Origin of the sequence: Mycobacterium sp. IS-836, assembly GCF_001954275.1 — a bacterium.
Lineage (GTDB): Bacteria > Actinomycetota > Actinomycetes > Mycobacteriales > Mycobacteriaceae > Mycobacterium.
The window spans coordinates 36,761-62,376 of sequence record NZ_MBEU01000087.1 but is presented as its reverse complement, the minus strand read 5'-3'; the positions used below and the strand labels follow the sequence as shown (position 1 = coordinate 62,376).

The 25,616-nt window shown below is 63.5% G+C and carries 20 protein-coding genes and 2 pseudogenes; 11 read left to right on the top strand and 11 right to left on the bottom strand.

All coding sequences use genetic code 11. The features are described 5' to 3' along the window. Positions 1-277 precede the first annotated feature (277 nt). The 9 genes from A5747_RS23485 to A5747_RS23450 all read left to right on the top strand — a co-directional run bounded on the left by A5747_RS23485 (position 278) and on the right by A5747_RS23450 (position 15,049). On the top strand, positions 278-493 hold the full coding sequence (locus A5747_RS23485) for a hypothetical protein (protein ID WP_076128782.1): 216 nt from the start codon (positions 278-280) through the stop codon (positions 491-493). Positions 494-726: 233 nt separating this feature from the next. Next, positions 727-3,522 (top strand): LuxR family transcriptional regulator, encoded by a 2,796-nt coding sequence (locus tag A5747_RS23480; RefSeq protein ID WP_076128779.1) that lies wholly within the window; start codon positions 727-729, stop codon positions 3,520-3,522. A gap of 93 nt (positions 3,523-3,615) precedes the next feature. Continuing rightward, positions 3,616-6,429 (top strand): LuxR family transcriptional regulator, encoded by a 2,814-nt coding sequence (locus A5747_RS23475; RefSeq protein ID WP_076128776.1) that lies wholly within the window; start codon positions 3,616-3,618, stop codon positions 6,427-6,429. Between the two features lie 262 nt (positions 6,430-6,691). Then, positions 6,692-6,886 carry a hypothetical protein gene (locus tag A5747_RS25000; protein ID WP_142245710.1) on the top strand — a complete coding sequence of 65 codons (195 nt, stop codon included), beginning with the start codon at positions 6,692-6,694 and terminating at the stop codon, positions 6,884-6,886. A gap of 573 nt (positions 6,887-7,459) precedes the next feature. Continuing rightward, positions 7,460-8,452 (top strand): alpha/beta fold hydrolase, encoded by a 993-nt coding sequence (locus A5747_RS23470; RefSeq protein WP_083700606.1) that lies wholly within the window; start codon positions 7,460-7,462, stop codon positions 8,450-8,452. Positions 8,453-9,441: 989 nt separating this feature from the next. Beyond that, positions 9,442-11,715: a LuxR C-terminal-related transcriptional regulator gene (locus tag A5747_RS23465; protein WP_076128772.1), complete on the top strand. Its 2,274-nt coding sequence runs from the start codon at positions 9,442-9,444 to the stop codon at positions 11,713-11,715. A gap of 282 nt (positions 11,716-11,997) precedes the next feature. Then, positions 11,998-12,528: a YkgB family protein gene (locus tag A5747_RS23460; RefSeq protein WP_076128770.1), complete on the top strand. Its 531-nt coding sequence runs from the start codon at positions 11,998-12,000 to the stop codon at positions 12,526-12,528. 10 nt (positions 12,529-12,538) lie between these two features. Next, entirely contained in the window at positions 12,539-13,948 is a 1,410-nt protein-coding gene (gene lpdA / locus A5747_RS23455; RefSeq protein ID WP_076128821.1) for a dihydrolipoyl dehydrogenase, read from the top strand. Positions 13,949-14,068: 120 nt separating this feature from the next. After that, on the top strand, positions 14,069-15,049 hold the full coding sequence (locus A5747_RS23450) for an NAD(P)/FAD-dependent oxidoreductase (RefSeq protein WP_076128768.1): 981 nt from the start codon (positions 14,069-14,071) through the stop codon (positions 15,047-15,049). A gap of 170 nt (positions 15,050-15,219) precedes the next feature. Here A5747_RS23450 and A5747_RS23445 read toward each other — a convergent pair whose 3' ends face one another. The 8 genes and pseudogenes from A5747_RS23445 to A5747_RS23410 all read right to left on the bottom strand — a co-directional run bounded on the left by A5747_RS23445 (position 15,220) and on the right by A5747_RS23410 (position 21,768). Next, positions 15,220-15,873, bottom strand: a complete 654-nt coding sequence (locus A5747_RS23445; protein WP_076128766.1) for an RraA family protein — start codon at positions 15,871-15,873, stop codon at positions 15,220-15,222. Further along, positions 15,873-16,148 (bottom strand): DUF6510 family protein, encoded by a 276-nt coding sequence (locus tag A5747_RS23440; protein ID WP_076128763.1) that lies wholly within the window; start codon positions 16,146-16,148, stop codon positions 15,873-15,875. Before A5747_RS23440 ends, A5747_RS23445 begins: the two co-directional genes overlap by 1 nt. A gap of 10 nt (positions 16,149-16,158) precedes the next feature. Next, positions 16,159-16,898: pseudogene (locus tag A5747_RS23435) on the bottom strand (ferredoxin reductase). A 3-nt stretch (positions 16,899-16,901) separates the two neighbouring features. After that, positions 16,902-17,499 (bottom strand): annotated as a pseudogene (locus A5747_RS23430) (molybdopterin-dependent oxidoreductase). Positions 17,500-17,672: 173 nt separating this feature from the next. Next, positions 17,673-19,040 carry an NAD(P)/FAD-dependent oxidoreductase gene (locus A5747_RS23425; RefSeq protein ID WP_076128761.1) on the bottom strand — a complete coding sequence of 456 codons (1,368 nt, stop codon included), beginning with the start codon at positions 19,038-19,040 and terminating at the stop codon, positions 17,673-17,675. A gap of 278 nt (positions 19,041-19,318) precedes the next feature. Beyond that, positions 19,319-19,798 (bottom strand): DM13 domain-containing protein, encoded by a 480-nt coding sequence (locus A5747_RS25835; protein ID WP_076128820.1) that lies wholly within the window; start codon positions 19,796-19,798, stop codon positions 19,319-19,321. 50 nt (positions 19,799-19,848) lie between these two features. Then, a complete protein-coding gene (locus A5747_RS23415) occupies positions 19,849-21,264 on the bottom strand; it encodes an NAD(P)H-quinone dehydrogenase (protein WP_076057857.1) in 1,416 nt (471 codons plus the stop codon). 36 nt (positions 21,265-21,300) lie between these two features. Next, positions 21,301-21,768, bottom strand: coding sequence for a DUF5709 domain-containing protein (locus tag A5747_RS23410; RefSeq protein ID WP_083700604.1), 468 nt, complete (start codon positions 21,766-21,768; stop codon positions 21,301-21,303). Between the two features lie 493 nt (positions 21,769-22,261). Between A5747_RS23410 and A5747_RS23405 the strand changes: the two genes are divergently transcribed. Next, positions 22,262-22,954: a sigma-70 family RNA polymerase sigma factor gene (locus A5747_RS23405; protein ID WP_369805183.1), complete on the top strand. Its 693-nt coding sequence runs from the start codon at positions 22,262-22,264 to the stop codon at positions 22,952-22,954. 13 nt (positions 22,955-22,967) lie between these two features. After that, the gene (locus A5747_RS24990; protein ID WP_076128756.1) at positions 22,968-23,204 is read left to right on the top strand and encodes a hypothetical protein; all 237 of its coding nucleotides are present in this window, start codon (positions 22,968-22,970) and stop codon (positions 23,202-23,204) included. A gap of 116 nt (positions 23,205-23,320) precedes the next feature. Here A5747_RS24990 and tal read toward each other — a convergent pair whose 3' ends face one another. The 3 genes from tal to msrB all read right to left on the bottom strand — a co-directional run bounded on the left by tal (position 23,321) and on the right by msrB (position 25,608). After that, positions 23,321-24,409 carry a transaldolase gene (gene tal, locus A5747_RS23395; RefSeq protein ID WP_076128754.1) on the bottom strand — a complete coding sequence of 363 codons (1,089 nt, stop codon included), beginning with the start codon at positions 24,407-24,409 and terminating at the stop codon, positions 23,321-23,323. A 156-nt stretch (positions 24,410-24,565) separates the two neighbouring features. Continuing rightward, positions 24,566-25,123: a peptide-methionine (S)-S-oxide reductase MsrA gene (gene msrA / locus A5747_RS23390; protein ID WP_076128752.1), complete on the bottom strand. Its 558-nt coding sequence runs from the start codon at positions 25,121-25,123 to the stop codon at positions 24,566-24,568. Next, entirely contained in the window at positions 25,120-25,608 is a 489-nt protein-coding gene (gene msrB, locus A5747_RS23385; RefSeq protein WP_076128749.1) for a peptide-methionine (R)-S-oxide reductase MsrB, read from the bottom strand. Before msrB ends, msrA begins: the two co-directional genes overlap by 4 nt. Positions 25,609-25,616: the final 8 nt, after the last annotated feature.

Genomic DNA, 25,616 nt, shown 5'->3' with positions numbered 1-25,616 from the left:
CCCCGAACCGAGCGGTGCACCCGCCCCCAATACCGGCGTCTCAGATTGAGACGCGCAGCCCTGCTCAGATTGAGACGCTCAGTCTACGCCCGGAGCGGTGATATGGGTCACGTCAGCTAATACATCGGACGAACGGACGAGTGACAGTGGGGCAGCAACACAGCATCGAACGCAGCGGCGGCTCAGCTGTCGGGCGATCCGATGCCGCCCATCTCGGCACGAGCCCGCCCGATGCAGCGCGACAACGGCAACATGATCCAGCGAAAGGTATGGAGAAATGACTACCTATCAACTGACCGATCGCCTGCACGACGGCCGTACCGTACGCGTCCAAGCAGGTGACATCGCGCCGACGGTAGCGTCATGGCTGGCCGAGTTGGGTGCCTGCAGTCCATTAGTAGAGTTGCTCAGCCGAGCGGTGCGCGACGGTGACTGGCCTACAACACACGGCATAGCCGACTATCTGTCGGTGGAAGTCCAGGCGGCGGCATGACGTCGGGCAGAGACTCGAAGAGCGTCAGGCCGGCGGGTTCTTCGTCGTATGTTCCGTTGGGTCATCCCCGCACACCGGGTCCGTCACAACAAGTGGTCGAACGCAATTCACAGCAAATGGGGCGGCGGAACACGCCTACACTGGCTACCAGCGCTAACACTGGCGAAAACTGTGGACAACACAACGGGGAGGTCTTCCGCCCGCCTACTTCACGTCGGGGGGCGGCGGTTCGCGTGAGCACCGCGAGGCCGTCGGGGAAGGTGCGCATACCGCCGATTCGTGGGCGGGCGGGCGAGCTGAAAGTGATCGGCGAGCTGGTCGCGGCGGTCGCTGAGGGGCGCGGGGGCGTGCTAGTCATCGAGGGGCCGCCAGGCATCGGGAAGAGCCGCTTGTTGACCGAGGTCTTGGCGCTCGCCGAAAAGGTCGGTGCTCGGACACTATTCGGCGAGGCGTTCGAGTACCAGCAGACGGTGCCGTTTTTCTCGCTATTCATGGCGACCCTGCGTGCGGACCCCCCTGTCGGGGACGCGGAGGCCTTGCGCCGCATGGGCACATCGGCCGATCTCCGCTACTGGGTGGTGCGCGATCTGCAAGCCGCGATACATGAGACGGCGTCTCGAATACCGTTGGCGATCCTCCTCGAGGACGTCCACTGGGCTGATAACGCCACCCTGCTGGCGCTGCGGTCGCTGGCCGCGATGCGGCCCGATGTCCCGGTGTTGTGGGTGCTTACCGCGCGAACCGGCGCCGGCGGACCGGCCGTTCGCGAGACGCTGACCGCGCTGGAACGCGAGGATGCCAGGTTCCTCCGGTTGCCGGCCATACCGCCGGACGCAGTCGCCGACATTGTGCAAGACGCCGTGCGAGCCAACGCGGATGCGTCGCTCCTAAGTCTCGCCGACAAGGCCCACGGCAACCCGTTCCTGCTAACGGAGCTCCTACGGGGCCTGGACGAGGACGGCCGGCTCGATGTCAGCGGCGGCCGCGCGGTCGCCACCGGAGACACGTTGCCACGACGGCTCAGCGACACAATGCAGCAACGACTCGACCAGCTCTCCAACGCTGCGAGCGAAGTCGTCCAGGTAGCCGCAGTGCTGCCTGACCACTTTTCGGCCCGGCTGCTCGCCGCGATGCTGGAACGCCGACCGGCCGCCCTGGTATCGGCAGTAGAAGAGGCCGTCCGTGCCGACCTGCTCATCGAAGACGGTGATCAGATGAGGTTTCGTCACGATCTGCTGCGCGAAGCGACGCGGCAATCTTTGCCCCAGTCGCTCCGCCGAGCGATGGAGCGGCAATCGGCGACCATCATGCTGGATATGGGGGCGGCGCCCGAGGAGGTCGCAACCCAGCTCGCGCGCAGCGCTGAGGTGGGCGATCAGGCCGCGATCGCCGCACTCCGCGAAGCCGCACAGTCGGTGGCCAACAGCGATCCGAGCGCTGCGTCCGATTTAAGCAAGCGCGCCTTGGAGCTCCAGCCGCCCCAGGACCCGGGACGTGGGCCACTCGTGGCAGAAACGATCGTGCTGCTCAATCGAGCCACACGCTACGAGGAGGCGGAAAGGTTGGCCGGCACTTCCCTGACTGCCGCCCTCGCGCCCGAAGAAGAGGCCGAGATTCTTCTCCGGCTCCGGACGCCAATCACGGATACGACAACGCGACACATCGAAGACAACCGCCGCGCACTTCAGTTGCCCCAACTCAGCGACGTCACCCGAGCAAGACATCAGGCGTGGCTGGCTTACAACCTGGCGATGTACGGCCTACACGGACAGGACAGCGCGGCTGTAGACGAGGCGGTGGCCGCCGCCGCAACCACGGGCGATCTCGAGTCTAGGATTCTGTCCGGAGTAGCGCTTGCCTGCCTCGAATGCGCGAACGGGTACGGAGGCCGCGCGCTGCACCGCGTTGAGGAACTGCAAGCGCTGACCCCCGCGGGCGACATGACCGCTCATAACCTCGCCGCATGCCACCTGGCAAACCTGCTTGCCGTGGTGGGACGGTTGGAGGATGCGGCGACGGTGGTCGCGAACTGCACGGAGAAATCCCAGCAGGAACGCGACGGCATGGCGCTTCACATCTGGGGGTTGACGACGGGCGTGGTGCAGGTGGCCGCGGGGCGGTTGTCGGTTGCCCGCGCAGCCACCGAGCGGCTGCCCACGCCGGATCGATCGGGGTCGACCTTCGTAACCGCGATGCGCATGTTCACCCTGGCCGAGGTGGCGGCGCGCACCGACGACCGAACGTTGTTGCTAGAGACGATGAGTGAAGCGCGCGATGCGTACTCCAATGGTTCACCTGCCGTGCGTCGCGGGGCGGCGTGCGCGCTTGGGCTAGCGGCGTGGCAGCGCGACGACGTTCATGAAGCGGTGCGCTGGCTCGGCAGCGATATCCCGCTGCTCGTGACACCGTTCTTGCCGACCGTGTTGGATCAGCTGACGTTGACCGCACGGGTAGCGTCGGCGGCCGGTGATGCCGGCCTGCGAGCGCGTCTCCTGGACGCCGTTGACATGCTCGAACGCGAGCGGCCCACGGTTCGGTTGTTCGCCAACGTCGCCCAAAACATCCGCGGGATCCTCGCGCGTGACACCCAGGCATTGGTAGCTGCCGCGGAGTTGCTTCAGCCGTCGCAGCGGCCGCTTCTGTACGCGAGCGCTGCGGAGGACGCCGGCGGCGAGCTGAGTCGCGCGCAGCGCAACGCTGAGGCGCTCGACCATCTGAACGCGGCATTCGACGCCTACGTCGAGTGCGAAGCGGTTGCCGATGCCCGCCGGGTCGGCCGCGCACTGCGCCGACTAGGCGTCGAACGGCGCATTGTCGCCCAGCCGCGGGCAAAGACGGGCTGGGCCAGCCTCACCGACTCTGAGCTCAAGGTCGTCAACCTCATCGCCCAGGGCGCGACCAACCGCGACGTAGCCACCGAACTGCACCTCTCCCCCCACACGGTAAAGACCCACGTCCACAACGCATTTGCCAAGCTCGGCATCACTTCCCGCGCTCAATTGGCACAGGTGATTCCGGGCGCCGATTAATCGACAGCAAATCTCGGTGGATGACGTGCACGGCCTACAATGACGTGCAGTGCAACGGCAGTCCGGTAATTAACCGCTAGACAGGGACACCCGATGGGGCCTCCAACCGGCCTATTTGATGCCGGCGGCCAACGCCTGGTCACCCCGCCGATTCGAGGGCGGGCAGACGAACTGAAAATGATCGCCGCGCTGGTTACCGCCCTGGCCCAGGGGCGCGGAGGCGTTCTAGTTGTCGAAGGCCCGCCGGGCATCGGGAAGAGTCGGATCCTCACCGAGGTCTTGGCACTTTGCGACAAGTCCGGGGTGCGCACCTTGTTCGGGGAGGCCTTCGAGTATCAGCAGACGGTGCCGTTTTTCTCGCTATTCATGGCCACGTTGAACGCCGATCCCCCGGTGGGAGACGCCGAGGCGTTGCGCCGGCTGGGCGGCTCGGCCGATCTGCGCTACTGGGTGGTGCACGATTTGGCCGACGCGATTCACGCCGCGGCCGCGGAAACGCCGTTGGCGATCATGTTGGAGGACGTTCACTGGGCCGATAACGGCACGCTGTTGGCGCTGCGGTCGCTAGCCACCGCACGGCCGGGTGCGCCGGTGCTGTGGGTGTTGACCGCCCGCACCGGGGCCGGCGGGCCGGCAGTGCAAGAGACGTTGTCGGTGCTGCAACGCGCGAATGCCATATTTTTGCGATTGGCGGCCATGACGCCGGACTCGGTCGCCGAAATGGTCTGCGACGCGGTGCGGGCGACAGCGGATGAATCTCTATTGAATCTGGCTGCCAAAGCGCACGGCAATCCGTTCCTGGTCAGCGAGCTTGTGCAGGGTCTGGCCGAGGAAGACCGACTGAACGCCAGCGGCGGGCGGGTGATGGCAACCGGAAATACGCTGCCGCGCCGGCTAGGCCTCGGTATGCAGCAGCGACTGGACCTGCTCTCCGAAAGTGCTTCGGAGGTGGTGCGGGTGGCCGGAGTTCTGCCGGACCGATTCTCGGCAGGCTTGCTGGCCGCGATGCTGGACTGCCAGCCGGTCTCCTTGCTGTCGGCGCTGGAGGAGGCGGTACGCGCGGATCTATTCGTCGAAGACGGTGAGCAGCTGAGGTTTCGGCACGACTTGCTGCGCGAGGCCACTCGCCAGTCATTGCCACAGTCGCTGCGGCGGGCGATGGAACGCCAGTCGGCGTCGGTCATGTTGAGTATCGGCGCAACGCCGGCCGAGGTGGCCACTCAGCTGGCACGCAGCGCCGAGCCGGGAGACCGGGAGGCGATCGAGGCGCTACGGCAAGCCGCCCAATCGGTCGGCCGCGGCGATGCGAGCGCGGCCGCGGACTTGACCACGCGCGCATTGGAGCTGTTGCCCGCCGACGACGCCGAGCGTGGATCCCTGGTCGCGGAAACGGTGGAGTGGCTCAACCGAGCCGGCCGCCACAGCGAGGCCCAAGAATTGGCCGACGTGGCGCTCGCGGAGGCGGTCTCGCCTGAAGTCGAGGCCGAGATCCGCCTCCGGCTCCCGGCGCACACCAAGCACAGCACCCAGTGGCGGGCGGAGGAGAATCGCCGAGCGCTCGAGTTGCGCGACATCAGCGAGGTCACCCGGGCGCGGCATCTGGCGTGGCTGGCCTACAACCTTGTGCTGCAGGACAAAAGAGGGCAACAGCGCACGGCAGCCGACGAGGCTGCCGCCGCCGCGGCCGCCACCGGTGATCTCGAGGCCACGATCATGGCCGAGGTCACCCTCGCTTTGCTCGACATTGGTGAGGGGAACAGGGCCCGCGCCCTAGGCCGCCTCGAACAGCTTTCCTCACTCGGCTACATGAACGATGCAGCCTTGGCGCATCACTATGCCGCGATGTACTACGCAATCCTGCTGGCAGTGTTCGGCCGGTTGGACGACGCGGCGACCGGGATCGCCGACGGCGCAGCGCAGGCGCGCCGGGAAGGCAACGCCATGGTCCTCAATATGTGGACCGTCATCGGTGGGATTGTTCACCTCGCTGCGGGCCGGTTGTCGGCCGCTCGAGACGCAGCTGAGCCCCTGCCACACCCACAGCCGACAGGCGTGAGCGAGCCGGACCTGCTGCGCATCGTGATCATGGCCTCGGTGGCTGCGCGCACGGATGACCGAAACGTGTTGCAGCAGATGGCTAATTACGCAGACGAGGCCTACTCCACCGGTTCACCTGCCATCCGTCGAGGAGCGGCGTATGTGCTAGCGCTGGCGGCGTGGCAGCGCGACGACGTCCACGAAGCGGTGCGTTGGCTCGGCAGCGACATCGCCCTACTCGGAACACCACTGCAGGTCTATGCCTTCGATCGGCTGATCTTGAGTGCGCGAGTGGCCTCGGCCGCCGGTGACGCCGGCTTGCGCGCACGGGTCCTGCAGGCCACGGAGATGCTGGAGTGCGAGCAGCCTGCGGTGGCACTGTTTTCAGGGGTTGCCGGATACGCCCGCGGCATACTCGGTCGTGACGCCGCAGTATTGGGGGCTGCTGCGGACGTGCTTCGTTCGTCTTCGCGGCCGCTTCTCTACGCAGGCGCTGCCGAGGATGCCGGCGGCGAGCTGGCTCGCGCACGGCGCAACCCTGAGGCGCTCGATCAACTGAACGCGGCATTCGACACCTACATCGAGTGCGGAGCGATTGCCGATGCCCGCCGGGTCGGCCGCGCACTGCGCCGACTAGGCGTCGAACGGCGCATTGTCGCCCAGCCGCGGGCGAAAACTGGCTGGGACAGCCTCACCGACTCCGAACTCAAGGTCGTCAACCTCATCGCACAGGGCGCGACCAACCGCGACGTCGCCACCCATCTACACCTCTCCCCCCACACGGTAAAGACCCACGTCCACAACGCATTTGCCAAGCTCGGCATTGCCTCCCGCGCCCAGCTGGCGCAGCTCATGCGCAGCCGTGATTGACTGACACGTCAGATACGAGGCCGCCTAGTACTGCATCCATCCGGCCCTAAACATCAACCCATGGGCGATGGTTTTGCGCTGCCCGCACGACGACCGTAGGAGTCGAGGACTAATCGCGTACTCACCCGCGACGGTCGCGGCGCAGCCATAAACCCGCCAGTGAGCGCGCAACGGAAGGGAGGACAATGCTGAACGCAGCCAACGGAATGCTGGAAATGCTGCCGGTGACCTTCTGGGCTGCCCGCCACGCGATGGTGTCGCGATGACCGCAAGCTGGCGCGACCCGATCGCCGGATCAGAAAGCCGCACTGTCGATACCGACGCGCGGGTGCGACGAGCCGGCAATGGCGAACGAGTAACCATGATCCAACGACTGCGTGCCAAACGGGCGCAAAAACGCCGCACGCAAATGGAATTCAAGGTATGGCTACAGATAACCGCCGACCCACTTTGGTAAAGGCTGTTGGCCATCTTGATGGCCAGCCGACGTTATGAGTGAATTCAGTTGCGAGACTAGTAGTCAGACAATCAATCACGCTCTAACACGAGCGGCCTAATTCACATTGGGCGACCGCTCCCGAGTGCGATCAAGCTTCGCGATTATGCCGCTGGTCTCATGCCGGGTTCGGCTTGGTCGTCGAATCTCTCGGGAGTGTTCGGGCCTGTCGTCTCAGTCCGTGACTTTGGACTGTCGGCTGTGCGGTTTCCACCGCGACGGCTCCCCGCGTCGGCCTAGTGCTAGACCTATCCGCCCCTAAACATCAATCCTCGGGCGATGGTTTTCCACTGCCCGTCCGACGACCGTAGTACTCGACAACTAATCACGTTCTCACCCAAAGCGACGGCCCAGCCAGACCACACCGTGCCGGTGAGCGCACAAGGAAAAGAGCTAACGATGTTGAATGCGGCGCTTGGAATGCTGGCGATGGTACCAGTCGCGTTCGGTGTCGCCGGGTACGTAATGGTATCCCGATGACCGCCGGTCGCGTCACCGCGCTCGCCGAAACAGCAAGCAAGACTTTAGATCTCGATGGCTATGCCTGGTAACAATGCGATGACGCCACCGACGTCGCCAACGCGATGCAGTCACAGGAGAATACCTGGCGCATGCCGAACGCGGGTCTGCAACCGCATAGTCACCACGAGCGATGGCGTCCCGCTGTCGGTTCGTGACGCGGGACCTCTCGCCGCTGGCCATACAGTCGTACTTCTCCACGGCTTCTGCTCGAACAAAGAGTCCTGGAACATCCAGATGACGCAGCTGACCGGTCACTGGGGCAACAACATCCGGATCATCAGTTACGACCACCGCGGTCACGGCGACTCTGGCAATGCGTCAATGCACACTTATCGGATCGACCGACTCGCCGGCGACCTCGCCGAATTGCTGGTCGCGCTTGGCGTTACGGGCCCGCTCACTCTGGTAGGGCACTCGATGGGCGGCATGACGGCCTTGGCCTATCTTCGCCGGCCGGCCAGCGCGCGTCCCGTTGAGCCGGAGAGCCTTATTCTCGTCGCGACCGCTGCGGGAAATCTCGGCTCGCACGGCCTCGGCCGGCTGCTGAACACCCCCGCGACAAGCGTGCTCTACCACCTCGTCCGCCGCATGCCTCGTGCGGGTACAGATGAGATAGTTCAATTCCTCGCCCGAGCGGTGTGCGCGGCACTGACTAGACATGGCGGATACCGTGAAGCCGCCCCCAATTCGGTAGCTAGGTCCGCGGCTGCCATCACCGCCACCCCGTCGACGACCAAAGTCGGTTTCCTGCGCGGTTTAAAAGACTACGACTGCTCACAGATCCTCAGCTCTATCACGGCCAAGACAACCATCATCAGTGGAGGAGCGGACAAGCTCACACCGATGTGGCATGCCCACAAGCTGGCCGCCGGTATTCCCGACGCGATGCTCATCCACCGGCCGGCCGCAGGGCACACGCTCTTGCATGAAGTCCCGCAGGTGGTCACCGGAGCCATCAGCTCCGCTATCGCCGCCGCCGGCCCGGCTCTCGCGGCTGCGACCTGACCGTTCGGCGGGCTGGGGCTGCGGTGAGCGCGTCCCAGCCCGCCGAATACCATGCTGGCTCCGTGGATCTCACGAGATTCGCACCGTTTCTTTCGTTGGTCGTGTTCTTCTAAACGAGAATTCTTGGCCGGCAACGACTCTGATCATGTCACTCGCTGCGATCTGCTCTGCCCTCAACAGTCATTGGCAAGTGCCCACGCATTCATCTCTCGAATGAGATTTCCTGCGCATTTGGGCACGCTTACGACCGCGGGAACGGCGTGATCGCAACGCATGCGGCCACTCGTATTGACCAGTTCGTCAAATATCAAGGCCACTAGGTATACACCCACCCAGCGCTAAAGATCACCCATTGGGCGATGGTGCCGGCGCCGCCCGCACTGCGAACGTAGTCATTGAGCTCCGGATCGCCGCGACCGCCGCCCCTCAACCAGGCACCGGCGCCGGAGAGCAACGACAAAGCGAATTGAGAAAACGATGATGAGCACATTGTTGGGAATGTTGATGATGATCCCGGTGGTGTTCGGCGTCGGCGGGTACGTGTTGGTGAACCGCCAACCGTGAACCACACGAAGAGAGCGACTGGCCACTCGCTGGCATCCCTACGGCGTCTCACTTTGAGACGTTCACTCACCTCATGTTGAGACGGTCACCATCCGCGCGCCGCGGTGTCATGAGTTGTAGGAGTCATCCCATCGACGGGAAAGAGGAGAAATACGGTGAGCGGGCACAGCGTGAGCGCGGCTCAGGAGAAAATCATTAGGCCGACGGCGGGCCGCGGGCCTGCCAGCTCAAACGGCCACCGACCGCGTGTGCCGGAGGTAATCGCGGAGAACGCATCTGATTCAATAGCGTCACCGCGATTGCCGGGCGGAACGAGCCCGCCCGACCCTGCAGAAAACAACTGCGATGCCGAGACGCCAGCGCCCAGCGATGGCGCGTCAACGCCGAGCGTTCCCGCCCGGCGGCTGGGTTCGCGGAGTTCGGGCTTGACGGGCGCAAATCGACGCGGCGACAACGGCGTCGGAGAAGCCGCTGCGCGAGCAGTTCTGCTCGCCACCAAGCTGCACGTCCCAGCCATCGGGGCCCAGCTTGTTCACCGGGCCGCCTTACTCGACGTACTGTCGGCGGGACGCTGCAAGCTGACCCTACTGAGTGCGCCGGCGGGCTGGGGCAAGACGACATTGCTGGCGCAGTGGGCCCTGGGTGCGGACGAGGACCAGCGATTCGGCTGGCTGTCGCTTGATTCCTCTGACAACGACCCGGTGTGGTTTTGGATGTACGTGGTCGCCGCGCTGCAGAAGATCAGTCCCGGGGTGGGGATCCGTGCGGTCGAACTCCTCGGCATGGGCGCCGACCCGGTGCAGGTCGTTTTGCCAACCCTGCTGAATGATCTGGACACGATCGCCAGCCCGATGGTGCTCATTCTTGATGACTACAACCTGGTGGTAAGTCGAGCGGTTCATGAGCAGCTGGCATTCTTCATCAGCCGGTTGCCAGCGAATCTTCACCTGGTGTTGGCCACCCGATCGGATCCGATGTTGCCGTTGGCGCGCCTGAGGGCCAGCGGCGAGCTTGCCGAGCTGCGAACAGACGACTTACGTTTCGGGGCTATTGAGGCGGGCCATCTGCTCAACGATGTCCTCGGGCTGGACTTGACTGATGCAGATATTCAGCTATTGCACCGACGCACCGAAGGGTGGGCTGCCGGCCTCTACCTTGCCGCCCTCTCGCTTGCGAGGCGTACCGACACCGCCGCGTTCATGAGGACGTTCGCGGGCGATAACCGTCATATCGTCGACTATTTGATGGCCGAGGTGCTCGACGGTCAGCCACCGGACCTGCGCAGCTTTTTGCTACGCACCTCGGTCTTGGGACGACTCAGCGGTGCGCTCTGCGATGCGATGCTGGAAACTTCCGGCTCGGCCTCGGTCCTGGAGAAGATCGAACGCGAAAACCTGTTTGTAGTGCCACTGGACACGTCGCGTCACTGGTATCGCTATCACCAGCTGTTCGGAGAGTTGCTGCGCACCGAGCTGCGTCGCACCGACCCCGATCTGATCGCTGATCTGCACCGACGAGCCGCCACCTGGTTCGAGGCCGAGGGCCTCATCGATGAGGCGGTGCGCCACCTGGTCGCCGGCGGTGACATCGCCCGCAGCGCTGATCTGATCGCCGCGGACTGGGTCGACGAATTCAACGGGGGCGGCGCGTCGACCGTCTCCGGCTACCTTGATCTACTACCCGAGGAGACCGTTCTGCAGGATCCGCGACTGAGCGTGGCCCGCGCCTGGATCGCCCTAAGCGTTGGTCAACTCGACGAGGCCGCCGAGTGGATCGAGGCAGTCGAGACCCGATCCGCAGCCGACACTGCAGACGATGGCGCCATCCGCGCTCAAGTTATCGTGTTGCGCGCCGTTCACTCGTTCAAGACGGCTGGAGTCGCCGCGGCGCTTGAGACGGCTCACCGGGCAATCACCCTCGATCTCGGCGACGCGCCGCTCGGCCGACCAAGCGCCTACTGCATCTATGGATCCGCGCTGTACTTTTCGGGCAGTACCGACGAGGCGCAAGCCGCCTTCCGACGTGCCGTGCAGTTGGCCGCGAAGGCGGGCGATCGTCGCACCCGCATCGACGCGTTGGGCTATCTGGCGCTAATTTCGGCCGAACAGGGTCACATCGCAGATGCCGAACGCCAAATCCGCCGGGCGTCCGGCAGCTCCCGCGACTTGACGGATGCGGAACACCTTGTGGGCGTGATGGTGTCGCTTGCCACGGCCGAACTCCTCACTATGCGCGGTGACGGGGATGCAGCTGCGGCCGCGGCCGACATGGCCGTCATGTCGGCCCGCCAAGGCGGAGCGATCCTCGAGGTGGTCAAGACGCTGTGGGTCAGAGCGGAGATCTTCGAGCAGGTCGGCGACCACCAAACCGCAAAGGCCATCCTCGAAGAGGTCGGCACCCTGGCGCGCGGCTGCCCGGACGCTGGCATCGTCTCGACGGTGCTTGCTTGGCCCCGACGGAGCGCCAGCGTCGCAGTGACTTCGCGCAACGAGGGGTGCGCAGTCGGTGAGGAGTTGACTCCCAAGGAGCTTGAGGTTCTTCGCCTGCTCGCTACCCGGTTATCGCGACGTGAGATCGGTGCGCGGCTATACGTATCGCTTAACACCGTGAAGACCCACCAGCGCGCCGTGTACCGCAAGCTCCAAGTTGAGCACCGCGGCGCGGCGGTCAGCCGGGCGCGAGAACTCGGCCTTTTGTAATTCGCCTTCCGGTGCCCCGGCAGATGTGGCCGGTCACGAATCATCGTGCCTGAGAACGCATCTCGGACGCGGCCCTAACCGCCGCCAGTGGGTCTTCACCCGGGTGAGCCGGTCTCGAGGGTGATGACATCTCACCCGGCCCGGCAGGACGCTCGTAGTTGCTGAAGTCACTCGCAACGATGGTCAATGCCATGGGTTGAACAATCCGTTCGAGCGACTGTGCGTGCAGAACTGACGAACCTGGCGTAAGACCAAGCAATTCAATGAAGGGAGACGAGTCAGATGGCCGTGGGCGAGACCACCGAGGACAGTCGGCGGACAAAACGCGTATTACGACCGATCGGAGCCGCACCGCTCATCGCGCGCTATGGCCTGGTTGTCGTCCTTGCCTGGTTCGGCGCAATGAAATTCACCTACTACGAATCCCACGGTGTTTCGCCGTTCGTGGCCTACAGCCCGTTTTTGAGCTGGGTCTATCACATCATGTCGATCAGTGCGTTCGGCCGGGTGCTAGGTACGGTCGAGTTGGTGACCGCAGCATTGCTGGCCCTGAAGCCGTGGTATCCGAAGGTCTCGGTAATCGGCGGTGTGTTGGCGACGGCGTTCTTACTTGGCACGCTGACTTTTATGGTCAGCACGCCCGGGATTGGCGAACCTACCGCGGGTGGCTTTCCCGTCCTGTCGGCCAATGGCGAATTCCTCATGAAAGACATCGCCTTGCTGGGGTTGGCCCTGTGGCTGTTGGCGGACTCCATCGGTGCGACCCAACAGCGCCAGGCACCGCATCGAATCCATGGAACGAGGCGCGCGTGATGTCGCCCCGATGAGCCCACCAGTCCGCCGCCAGTATGACCTCGTGGTCGTGGGCGCCGGCTCGGGCGGATACGTCGCAGGCATTCGGGCGGCACAACTCGGCATGACGGTCGCGATCATCGAAGAACGTTACTGGGGCGGTGTCTGCCTCAACACCGGGTGCGTTCCGTCAAAAGCCTTGCTACGCAACGCCGAGATCGCCTCCATCCTGACCCATCAGGCGGACGAGTTCGGTATCAGCGGTGACATCCACCTCGACTACACCCGTGCCGTGTCACGCAGCCGCGAAGTCGCCGAGGCCCGGGTCCGCGGAGTGCACTACCTGATGCGCAAAAACAAGATCACCGAAATCGACGGTCGCGGCCGCTTCAGTGGCTCCCACATGCTGGACGTACAGCTACGTAACGGCGGCACCACCAGCCTCCGCTTCGACAACGCCATAATCGCCACCGGCTCGCGGGTGAAGATGCTGCCCCGGGTCACTCTCAGCGACAACATCGTGACCTACGAACAGCAGATCCTCGACGCAGCATTACCCGAGTCCATCATCATCATCGGCGCCGGCGGAATCGGCATGGAATTCGCCTACATCCTCAACAGCTACGGCGTCGACGTCCAGATCCTCGAGTATGCCGACCGCGCCCTACCCAACGAAGACGCCGACGTCTCCAAGGAACTGACCCGCCAGTATCGACGCCGCGGCATTCCCATTCAGACCAACACTCGGGTGGACTCGGTGATCGATCATGGCGACCATGTCACCGTCACCCACACTGACCGCAACGGTCACACCACGTCGGCCGACGCCGCCCGCGCGTTCATCTGTATCGGGTTTTGCCCCAACGTCGAAAACCTCGGCCTCGACACGGTGGGCGTGCAACTTACAACAGGCGGGGCAATCGACATCGACGACTACATGCGCACCTCGGCTCCCCACATCTTCGCCATTGGCGACGTCACCGCCAAAGTGCAACTCGCCCATGTCGCCTCAGCCCAGGGAGTCGTCGCCGCCGAAACCATCGCCGGCGCCGCGACCATGCCCTTGGACTACCGCATGATGCCACGCGTGACGTTCTGCCAACCGCAAATCGCCAGCTTCGGCTACACCGAACACCAGGCGCGCGCCAGCGGCCGCGATATCCGAGTCGCCATGTTTCCCATGCAGGCCAGCGCCAAAGCGCACGGACTGGGCGAACGGGCCGGCTTTATGAAACTCATCGCCGATGCTGCCCACGGCGAGCTGCTCGGAGCCCACCTCGTCGGTGCAGAAGTCAGCGAGCTACTCCCCGAACTGACCGCAGCCCAACTCTGGGACCTGACCGCCGCCGAGCTGGCCCGCAACGTGCACACCCACCCCACGCTCGGCGAGGGTCTGCAGGAATGCTTCCACGCTCTGACCGGCCACGCCATCAACCTCTGACAACACGGAAGGCAGGCATCCTTTGCCACACGACGCTCTAGAACTGGCCCACACCGCAACAGTCATCCGGCGTGCGCTCGGCGCCGGTCGGCGGTCGAGCCAGCGTGTCGCCGCTGACTGATGGCCGGCAAAACCCAGATTCGTGATGTCATCATCGTCGGGTCGGGCGCAGCCGGATATACCGCGGCGATCTACGCGGCTCGCGCCGGGCTGGACACCCTTGTCATCGAAGGCCATGAGCCCGGCGGCGCCCTCGGGGTCGCCGGGAACGTCGACAACTACCCGGGGTTCGGCCCATTCGTCTCGGGGCCCGCGCTGGCTGACGCGATGCGGCGACAAGCCCAGGACTTTGGCGCCGAGTTACGTCCGGGCTACGTCGACAGATTCGATCTCGGCGACGAATCCAAGACGCTCGGCACGAGCGATGCCCAGTACCGCGGCCGTACCGTGATCCTTGCCATGGGCTCGGCGCCCCGGCCCCTCAACGTGCCGGGCGAACGCGATCTATTCGGCCGCGGCGTAAGCACCAGCGCCAAACGCGACGGCGCAGAGTTCACTGGACGTGACGTCGCCGTCATCGGCGGCGGCGACGGTGCCGTTGAAGAGGCGCTTCACCTTGCGCAGCTGGCCCGATCCGTTACCGTAATCCACCATCGTCACCGACTGCGGGCATCAGCCATCGCCGTTGCCCGCCTGCAGGCACATCCCAACGTCGCGATCCTGACATCTACCGAAGTGCGGGCCGTAAACGGTGGCCAACACGTCAGCGGGGTGCGCGTATGCGACACGCGCCACGGCGGCGAATCCACCATCGAGGTCGCCGCTGTCTTCGTCGCTGTCGGCCAGGCGCCGTGCTCAGATCTCTTGATAGGACTCGTCGAGCTGGATGCCGATGGCCACATCCTGACCAAAGGCGATACGACCCATACCTCCGCCGAGGGCGTATTCGCTGCCGGCGACCTGATCGACCCTCGCTACCGCCAAGCAGTCACCGCGGCGGCCAGCGGCTGTGCGGCCGCACTCGATGCCCAGCGCTGGCTGAGCCAACTGCACTCTCCCCTATCAGATTCCATTGCCAGAAAAGGAAAGATCCCCTCATGATCCCACCGCGGCCCATCACCGTGAGCGATGCTTCGTTCACCACCGATGTCCTCGAAAGCCCCACACCCGCTCAAAGTCGGCCCTGCTCCGCGAGCTTCGCGACTACATCTAGACAAACTGGTGCTCGACGTATCTGTTACTCGCGTCGGGCGTCAAGCCACACCAACACGTCAGTGTTCAGTGTTCCCGGACGACGTGAATGGCGTTTCGTTCCGGATGGCCGCGACCGATTGTGCGTCCTCCATGATGATCTGGCACGCGCCTTGGAGAACGCTTCGCACCTCGTTGGCAGGTATGGCGACCGCGCCCGAGGGGTCGGCGAAGATGTAGTCGCCCGGATGGATCCCCACCCCCGCCAGTACTACCGAGCGGTTTGCCTCGTACGGGGTGACCACGTCACCACCCCAGCGCGTTGCCTCGCCGCGGCAATAGATGGCTAGGTCATATTGTGAGAGCTCAGCGAAGTCACGAAGCCGACCGTCCGTCAGAATGCCTGCAAGCCTATGGTTTTGGACACGCGACAGCTTCGTTCCGCCGCCAAGTGATGTGTCAGTGTATCCGTTGCTCGCCAACACGAGGACACGTCGTTCAGCGCCATCAGCGACAGCCTCATAGAAGAGCCGCTTGAAGTTGTAGCGTTCGGGAGCCAGCGCGGTTCGACAACTCGGGAAGTACGAGACTGTCACAGCCGGCCCAAAAAGCACGCGGCCGGGCGTGGGACTCACCAGATCGAGTAGATCGCAGCGATGTTGATGTAGTCGCCCCATCGCGTCCACCACATCAGCGGTACGGACATGACGAGCGAGTTCGTCGAGCGACTCCATCACTGAACCGGTATCGGGATACGCCAATACTGCGCCCCGCGCAAGTCGAGCCACACATCGGTCGGCGTTCGCACCAGCCGGGCCACGACGTTGTCGCAGTCCGGGCAGCGCACGACGATGCCTGGGGCACGGTGATAGACATGAGTCTCGGCGAAGACCCCGACGCGACCACATCCCGCACAAGTCAGCGTCGCGGTGGTCACATCGCATCCGAGCACGTCCGCGAAGGCGCCCGCGGCGGCGTTCCCGTCGAAATGCGTCGCTTCTGCCATCATTCCTTCCTCATTAGCCGCTCGGCCCGAACCGCTCGGTCCGGATGGCCGATGGCGAATGGCCCTGTCCGATCAACATTGTCGTCACGGATTCCACGAATCCCGTTGGGCCGCAGACGTAGACGCGCAAGGCGTCGTCGGGCGTCCACCCGGGCACTGCGAGATCACGGTGGCCAACCCGGCCGGGCGGCCGGCCGGTCTGCTGGTCGGCTGCCCGGGTGTAGACCAACGCGACCTGCAACCAGTCACAGTCGCGCTCGAGCTGTGCCAACTCTTGGGCGTAGTAGACGTCGGCGGGACTGCGCACCGAGTAGACGAGCCGAAAGTCGGTGCTGCCCATTAATATCCGCTGGCGCAGCATCGCCATCAACGGCACAATGCCCGACCCGCCAGCGATCAACAGAATCCGCACCTCCTCGGCCGGCCGCCAAACGAACCAGCCGCCGATGGGTCCGCGAAGTTCGATCTCCTCGCCGGGGGCACTGTCGTGAGATAGGGCGAGACCTCTCCGTCGGCTATGCGCTGCACGGTGAGTTCGATGCGCTCGCAGTCGGCCGGTCTGCTCAGCGAATAGCTGCGTTGTGCGCTGTACCCGTCCTCAGCGGTCAGCTTCAGATCAATGTGCTGGCCGGCCAAGTGGCCGCCCCAGCCCGCCACGGCCAGCCCGATCGTTTGCGCAGATTCGGTCTCCGGCGTTGAGTTCACCACCCGCGCAACCCGCCACCGCAACTTGGCTGTCAAACCATCGTTCACGGATCAATCTCCGGCGTAGCGTTGTTCTCGCCACGGGTCACCGTAGCTGTGATAACCGAAACGCTCCCAGAATCCGGGTGTGTCGCTGTCGCGCAGCTCAATGGATCGCACCCACTTCGCAGACTTCCAAAAATACAGATGCGGCACCAGCAGTCGCGCCGGGCCACCGTGGACCGCGTTAAGCGGTGCGCCCTGGTAGGCGTAGACGATCCAAGCCTTCCCACCAAGAAGATGCCACCGGGATGTTGGTGGTGTAGCCGCCGTAGGAACGGACCAGTGCGAATTCGGCTGTGGTGTTAACCGATTCGAAAAGCGTGCCCAGCGAAACGCCTTCCCAAGCGGTATCCAGCTTGGACCACGTGGTGACGCAGTGAATGTCGACAGTGAGCCGCTCGCTGGGCAATAGCTTGAGTTGAGCCCAGGTCCATACGTGTTCGACGCCACGCTCGTCGCGGATCGTGAACCGCCAATTGTCGATATCGATCCGCGGAGTCGGTCCTGCCTGCAGGACTGGAAAGTCCGCGGTCAGATGTTGACCGGGTGGCAGCTCGCGGGCCGATTCAGTGCGGCGCCCGCGGAACCCTTTGTTAGCGATAGTCATTGGTGCTCCGTTTCGTGGTCCTGATCATTGCAACAAAGCCAGCGTTGTATGTCCGACTGAAGGACCGTCGGGATCAAGGATGACGGACCCACCCAAGCGAACACGCGATATGCTTTCCGGCGGGGAACAGCCCAGGCATTGCGCTGGCCGGAACGACAATGGTGTCGTGAATATCATTCTGCCCCTGCTGCCTTCGGCAGGTGGACGGCTTCGCTTGCCGTGAATTGGGTATCGGCATCGCAAGCGAATCCCATCGACAACACCGTGCGGGGGAAGACGACGTCGGTAAGATATGCGAGTGCGACCGCCCAGCGGTTGACGAGGCGCGGAAGCGCGTAAATGTGGTAGGCGCGGGCGACAATCTTGGCGGGATAGCCCGATAGCTGCACGCCTAGCGGGTTGGCTACGGCGTAGCGCGGACCCAAATCGACGACCATACCCTTGTCGCTGTGACGGTAGTCCCTCCGCTCACCGTAGCCGAGACTTGCGGCGACGTTGTGGGCCAACGTCTTACCTTGTCGGATCGCGTGCTGGGCGGTGGGCGGCGCGATCTTGCCGGGCTGGGTTAGGTCTGGAACGGCGGCGGCATCGCCAGCCGCAAACACGTCAGGGTGACCTGGTACCTGCAGATCGGTCTGCACCTTCAGCCGGCCCCGCTCGGTTTCCAATCCCAGTGTCGCGATCATTGGTGACGGGGTCACGCCAGCCACCCACGCTAACGTATAAGTATCGATCCGCGAATCATCAGTAAGCACAACATGATCGGCGTGAACCTCCTTGAGGGTAGTGCCCAGCCGGACCTCGATTCCGCGAGAGCGCAGCACACGCATCGCCGCGTCGCCGAGCTTCTGCCCCAGCTCGGGCATGACATGGTCGGCCAAGTCCAGTAGCACAAACCGCACCAAAGCCCGATCGAAGCCCATCTGCTTCGCCGCCGCATCGGCGAGCGCACGCAGCTGCGCCGTCAATTCGGAACCGGAGTACGACGCACCGACAACGACAATCGTGCGTCGCGCGGCCGCACGCGCTTTGTTTTCGTCGACGCATGCCAGCTCCAACTGCTCGATCACACGATCACGCAAATACAGCGCCTCGGCCGTCGACTTCAGCCCGTGCGCGTATTTGGCCAAACCGGGCGTATCGAACAGCCGGGTCACCGAGCCGGGTGTTAAGACCAGCCGATCCCATGACAGCGTCCCTATGTGGCCCTCTGGATCGGTGAACGAGAGGACACGCCGGTCGAAGTCAACGCTGTCGACCCGGCCGCGCACCGCCTGCACGCCCTTGAGCGTTCCGGCCAAAGGAACACAGACAAACCGCGGGTCGACTAGCCCGCCGGCAACGTCCGCCAGCAATGGCGTGTACTGCAGGTAATCGACCGGCGAAACAACGATCACCTTGACATCCGAGGCGCGCGCCTTGTCTAACCGTCGTGCCAGCCGCCGCGCGCATTCGAAAGCGGCGAACCCGCTGCCGACGATCACCACCGAGCTGGCCGATTCCGCCTCCTCCGGTTGACGGTGAAGTGGGACCGCCTTCATATCTCATCTCCTGTTTGGCATTCGGGTATTCACATGGTGTCTGGAATCGGTTACACGAGGTCGTGGTATCCCTTGGTGGCCACGGCGTCCTGGATTGCGGCGTGGTAGACAGCTGTGGAGAGCATCGCCCGACCCTGGTCCATCTGTCATCGCCCCTCAATACGATTCACCCGGGTGATAAGTCTCAAGCTGCTACCGCACCATCGGATGCGCTGCCCGCGCCCTGACCGTCGCATGCTTCGGGAACCCTCAGCAGCTGAGCCGTGTCGTGCGATGAATCATGCTCTCGCGGGGTGCAATTGCGCCGCACCGAAGGACACACTGAAGCGCTCGCACCATAGGACAACGCTGCTGAGCATGTCGGTGTCGGCGTCGTTGGGCACGGCGTAACCGGCGTTACCCCGATTGGCGCGCAAGCGGCCGAGGTCTATGTGGGTGCTGTGTGCAAACTTTCGCCATGGGAACCTGGCGTGGTCGACTGGTGTGTCGCTAAGCCATACGCGCAGTCGAGGCCCCAAAGTGGTGCGCAGATTTTCCAGCCACAGAATCTGTGCCCCATCACCCACGGTCATGAGGCGTGCAACTCCGCTGGTTCGGTGGGTGTGACCGGTAAATTCGCCACAACAGGTGGTCTGTGCTCCTGGCGGCGGCCTTTCATCCGCGGTAGCCCTGATCAACAACTTCCACGGCTGCAGCCACCACAGGACCACAGGCAGTCCGACGAGAGCGATCGCTCGTCGATCGACGCGATGCGGCATCAACCACCAACAGAACCACACAGCCCTCGTCAGCCTGATTAGTCCGTGCATCAGTTCAGATCATCGCGGGCTATGAGCCGGCGCGCCGCCTCGGTGACCGAGCCGGACAGCGACGGGTAGATCGCAAGCGTCTGCGCCAAATCGTCGACGGTGATCCGGTTTTGAACAGCCATAGTGATCGGCAGTATCAATTCCGAAGCGATCGGCGCGACCACGACGCCGCCGATTACCACGCCGCTGTCCTGCCGACAAAATAGTTTGACAAAGCCATGACGCAGCTCCGACATTTTCGCCCGCGCATTGGTTTTCAACGGCAGCATGATCGTGCGGGCCGGAATAGAGCCGTCGTCTATCGCGGACTGCGAGACGCCGACCGACGCGAGCTCGGGGTGGGTGAACACCGTCGCCGCCACGGTGTGCAACCGGAGCGGATTAACGGCTTCACCGAGCGCGTGATACATCGCGATCCGGCCCTGCATCGCGGCAACCGATGCTAAAGGCAGAAGGCCGGTGCAGTCCCCCGCAGCGTAGATGCCCGCGACCGGTGTCCGCGATACCCGGTCGACGCCAATGTAGTTGCCGGGCTCGGGTTCGATACCCACGCGCTGTAGACCCAACCGGCCGGTGTTGGGTACTGAGCCAAGTGACATCAATGCATGGCTGCCCTCGACGGTGCGGCCGTCGGTCATTGTCACCAGCACCCCGTTGTCGGTGCGCCTTACGGATTGTGCACGGGCCATTTTGAGCAGTTTGACGCCCCGTTGGGCGAACGATTCCTCGAGCACCTGCGCGGCGTCGGCGTCCTCGCACGGCAACACGCGGTCGCGGCTCGCTACTACCGTTACGGTCACACCCAGTTCGGTGTAGGCATTTGCGAATTCGATGCCGGTCACCCCGCTACCCACGACGACGAGATGGTCGGGCAGCGAGTCGAGGTTGTAGAGCTGTCGCCAAGTCAGGATGCGCTCGCCATCGGGGTGCGCCGACGGCAGGATCCGGGGGCTCGCGCCGGTGGCGATCAACACCACATCGGCATCGCGGATCGTGGTGCTGCCGTCGCGCGCAGTCACCTTGACGCGGTGACACGCCAGACCGGGAGCCGCATCAACCAGCTCGCCGCGGCCCGCCATCAACTCGACACCCATGCTCACGAGCTGGGCGGTGATATCCACTGATTGCTCGGTGGCTAGCGACTTGATCCGCTGGTGGATTTCTGCCACACAGACCTTGGCGTCGTCGATGTCGATATCGAAACCCAGGCGGGTTGCCCGTCGCAGTTCAGTCCGCAGCCCCGTGGATGCGATAAATGTCTTCGATGGCACGCAGTCGCACAACACCGCGGCGCCGCCGACCCCGTCCGAATCGACGACGGTGACGCGGGCTACGGCGGGACCCCGTGCGGCTGCAACCAATGCAGCCTCGTATCCGGCCGGGCCGCCGCCGAGGATCACAATTCGGGTCACCACAGCTGAAATCTCATCGACTGGCCGGAGCACGGGCCATCAAAGACGCCATCCCTCACCGGCGCTGGTGTCTTCATCGACGACGATATGCATGGCGGCTTCCTCAGCCGAGGCAGCGCCGCCGTCAACGCCGACGTCGTGGGCAAGGTAATCCGTACCTGGATCCGTAGGGTCGACGTCGAAGGCGACGAGCCGACCTGCGCGCTTGTCGCCGACCTGATCGTCGATTCGCTCACCATCGCTGTCGGCGGTATCACCGATTCCGTCGCCATCCCACTGGTCGGTCACGTCGGGCACCTCACGGGCAAGTCGGCGCGTCAGACTTTCGTGGGTGCGTGCTTCCCTCGCGGTGAGACCCCACGCCTGCAGTTCACGCGGGCGTTCTGGGGGTGAGTAGCCTTCGTCGAGGTCGATGCCAGTCTGTTCTGAGTCCAGGCTTTCTTCTGGTTCGAGCAAATGGGCCTCCACATCATCGAATTCAGAAATCCCCATCAGCGCCGTCTCCATTCCGTATCTGCAAGGTCTTATTCGCGCTACCAGGCCCGCTGCTCTGCTGAGACAACCGGACACAGCTGCGTAGCCGTAGACGTTTTGATCATGGCGTGCAGAGGGGTGAACTGTCGTCGCCCACCTCCGTCACTCACCCGGGTGGTGCACGACAGACGAAGTGTCAAGACCGGTCGATCGGGTCGGCGGCAAGTTCACTGGCAGTCGATGCACGAGCTATTCGGTGTTGAGTTCGTGGATGGTGCTCTTCAACGACGCGCCGGTTGAACAGATCGACGCCTCGCTCGGTGAGATCGCGGCGAATTATTCGCCTTGACCCCAAGAGTTTTCGTCATCAAAGGCGCACTACAGAAGTAGTGAGAGCCGCGACGGCCGACCGGATGTGGTGGCTGCCGCGGGCACTGCACTCACCCGGACGAATTGCCGCAGCGGGTGATGACCACTCACCCCGCGGCGGTGGATGCTAGCACCAGAATGGCGAGCGGAGGGTCCTGTGGAGGCAAGCAAATACCGTACCTGCGGTGATAGCTGTGTGAGGCGAGAATCGGCCCAAGAGGGAACGGTACCGGACGGCTCGTTGAGCGCTCAATTTGAAAGCGCGGTCATCCCGCTCCTTGAACCTCTCTATCGGCAAGCTCTTCGGATGACCTCCAATCGAGCGGATGCGGAGGACCTGGTGCAAGAAACAGTGCTCAACGCTTATGCCGGGCTCCGCGCATTCGAGCCTGGAACGAACCTCAAAGCATGGCTGCGACGGATCATGACCAACACCTTTATCAGCAGCTATCGCAAGCAAAAGCGCCGTCCCGCAAAGCATCTGACTTGTGAGATTACCGATCGACAGCTAGTGACCAGTGCCTCACGCATGCCTGGGGGCCTACGGTCAGCCGAAGACCAAGCGCTCGAAATGCTGCCAAACCCCTATCTCAAGGCTGCAATGATGCTCTTGCCCGAGCAGTTTCGCATCGTCGTGTATCTTGCCGACATTGCGGGATACTCCTATCGGGAGATCGCCGACATGATGGACACCCGGCAAGGAACCGTAGGTTCGAGGCTCAATCGCGGACGGAAACAACTGCGGGATTTACTATCCGACTCGCGAGCCGACCACGCGGCCAGGACGGCCGGCAAGGCCCGCATGGAGGAAACGGGCACGGATATCGAGTTCATGCGACTCGTTTGGTAGATCAGGATATCTGATGAGTAAGGCGAGAGTTCAACGTGCGTCTAAGGTTTCCGCGTCGCCGCCCAGGTGTGTCAGCCTGACTCTGCCGCCACTGGAACATCTGGCGTTTTATGCCGGCGTCGGTGCGATGGCGGTATTTGGGATCGTGGAATGGCCCGTCGTCGTTGTGTTGGTGGTGGGTCACACGCTTGTCAACGGACAAAATAACAAGGCCCTTCAATCATTCGGCGAGGCATTGGAAGAGGCTTAACTGCAATATATTACGAGCTGACTCTGTGCGAGTGGCAAAGCCCCTCCAACGGGGGCGCCGCCGTAGACATTTGATCGGTCTCCTAGATGCATGAAAGCTGTAGTGTCACGAAGTGTTTAGCGTTGAAGTGCGCGCGACCAGGACGCCGCGAACTTGGACACCCCGTCGTGTTCGAGCACATCAAAAACGTTGGACAGATCGATACCGACCGCCGTCAGCCGGTCGAACACTTCCTGCGCCTGCACCGCCGTGCCGGTCACGGTGTCGCCCACGATGACGCCGTGGTCGGCCACCGCCTCCAGTGTCGGCTCGGGAATGGTGCTAACCGTGTTTGGTGCCACCAGTTCGGTGACATACATCGTGTCGGGGTAAGCGGTGTTTTTTACTCCGGTGGAGGCCCATAGCAGGCGTTGCACGCGAGCACCGGCCGCGCGCAGTACGGTGTAGCGTGGCTCGGCTTCGAAGACCTGCTGGTAGGCCGCGTAGGCCAATCGTGCATTGGCGAGGCCGGCCTGCCCCCGCAGCGTGAGTGCCTCATCGGTGCCGATCGCCTCGAGTCGCTTGTCGACTTCGTTATCCACCCGGGACACGAACAGTGATGCGACCGAATGGATTTGGGAAAGGTCAGCGCCCGCGTGCCGGGCGGCTTCGATACCGGCCAAGTAGGCATTCATCACCGCCCGGTGACGTTCGGCGGAAAAAATCAGCGTCACGTTGACAGAAACACCTCTGGCCAGCGCCGCCGTGATTGCGGGCAGCCCCGCAGCGGTGGCCGGTATTTTGATAAAGACGTTAGGTCGGTCGACGATCTTGGCCAGCTCCACGGCCTGCGTGACTGTCGCATCGGTGTCGTGCGCCAGCGACGGGTCCACTTCAATGGACACTCTTCCGTCGACGCCGTCGGAGGTCTCCCACTGAGGGCGCAGCACATCGCAGGCCGCCCGGACGTCATCGGTGATCGCCGTGCGGACCGCGGTGTCGATGTCGGTACCGCGACCCGTCAGCTCGGCGATCTGGCCGTCGTAGGCGCGGCCGTGTGTGAGTGCGCGCTCAAAGGTAGACGGGTTGGTGGTCACGCCGACAACGCTTCTTGTGTCGATCAGTTGCCGCAGCTTGCCGGAATGCAGCAGTGTCCGAGACAGATCATCCAGCCAGACCGACACCCCCGCTGCCGACAGCGCAGCCAGATTCGGGTTCTGAGTCATTCCGTCACCGCCGCTCGCCGTTCGCTGGGCCGCGGTAGAACCCATCCTGCGACACATGCGGCGGCGTAGAGCACCAGCGGCGCGAACCCGCTCAACAGCAACTGCCAATCGGGCGGGGTTGTCGGGACGCTGTGCTGTGTCACCGGGCCCATGTCGTTATTGAGTGGGCTCGGCATGCTCTGCCGCCGCTGCCCCCGCGCCGACACCGTCGCCTCGGTTGGGTAACGTCCACTCGGGGCGTACGTAGTGGCAGGTGTAGCCGGATGGGTAGCGCTGCAAGTAGTTCTGGTGCTCGAGTTCGGCTTCCCAAAACTCGCCGGCCGGGTTGACCTCTGTGACAACTGTGGCGGGCCACCGCCCTGAATCCTCGATGTCGGCGATGGTGTGCAATGCAATATTCTTTTGCTCGTCATCAAGATAGAAAATTGCTGACCGGTAACTGGTTCCGACATCGTTTCCCTGACGGTTCTTGGTGGTCGGGTCGTGGATCTGGAAAAAGAATTCCAGCAGTGCCCGGTAATCGGTCTCGTCTGGGTCGTAAGTGATTTCGAGTGCCTCGGCGTGGCCGGGGTGATTGCGATAGGTGGGATGTGTATTGCTGCCACCGGTGTAGCCGACGCGGGTGGACACCACTCCGGGCTGCCTGCGGAACAGGTCTTCCATGCCCCAAAAGCACCCGCCGGCGAGAACCGCGATCTTGTTGTGCTCGGTCATGATTTCTGCTGGCCGTCGCTTTCGAGCTGCTCTGATACATCTTTCGTGAACAATCGCAGATATTGCCCATAGCCCTGGGTCTCCAGATCATCGCGATGGATGAATCGCAGCGATGCCGAGTTGATGCAGTAGCGCAACCCGCCGGCTTCTGGAGGGCCGTCCGGGAATACATGTCCCAGATGGCTATCGGCGTGGGCTGACCGCACCTCGACTCGCTCCATGAAGTGGCTGCGGTCCCGCCTCTCAACAACGCCATCCGCGTCGATGGGCTGGGTGAAGCTGGGCCAGCCACTTCCGCTGTCGAACTTGTTCACCGAGGCGAAAAGCGGTTCGCCAGAAACTATGTCAACGTAGATACCGGGTTCATGGTTGTCGCAATACTCGCCGGTGAACGGGGGCTCCGTGCCGTTCTCCTGGGTGACGTGGTATTGCCGGGGGGTCAGCGCGTCGACCGCGGTAGGGTTCTTGCTGTATTGGTGTGACACCTGGTCTC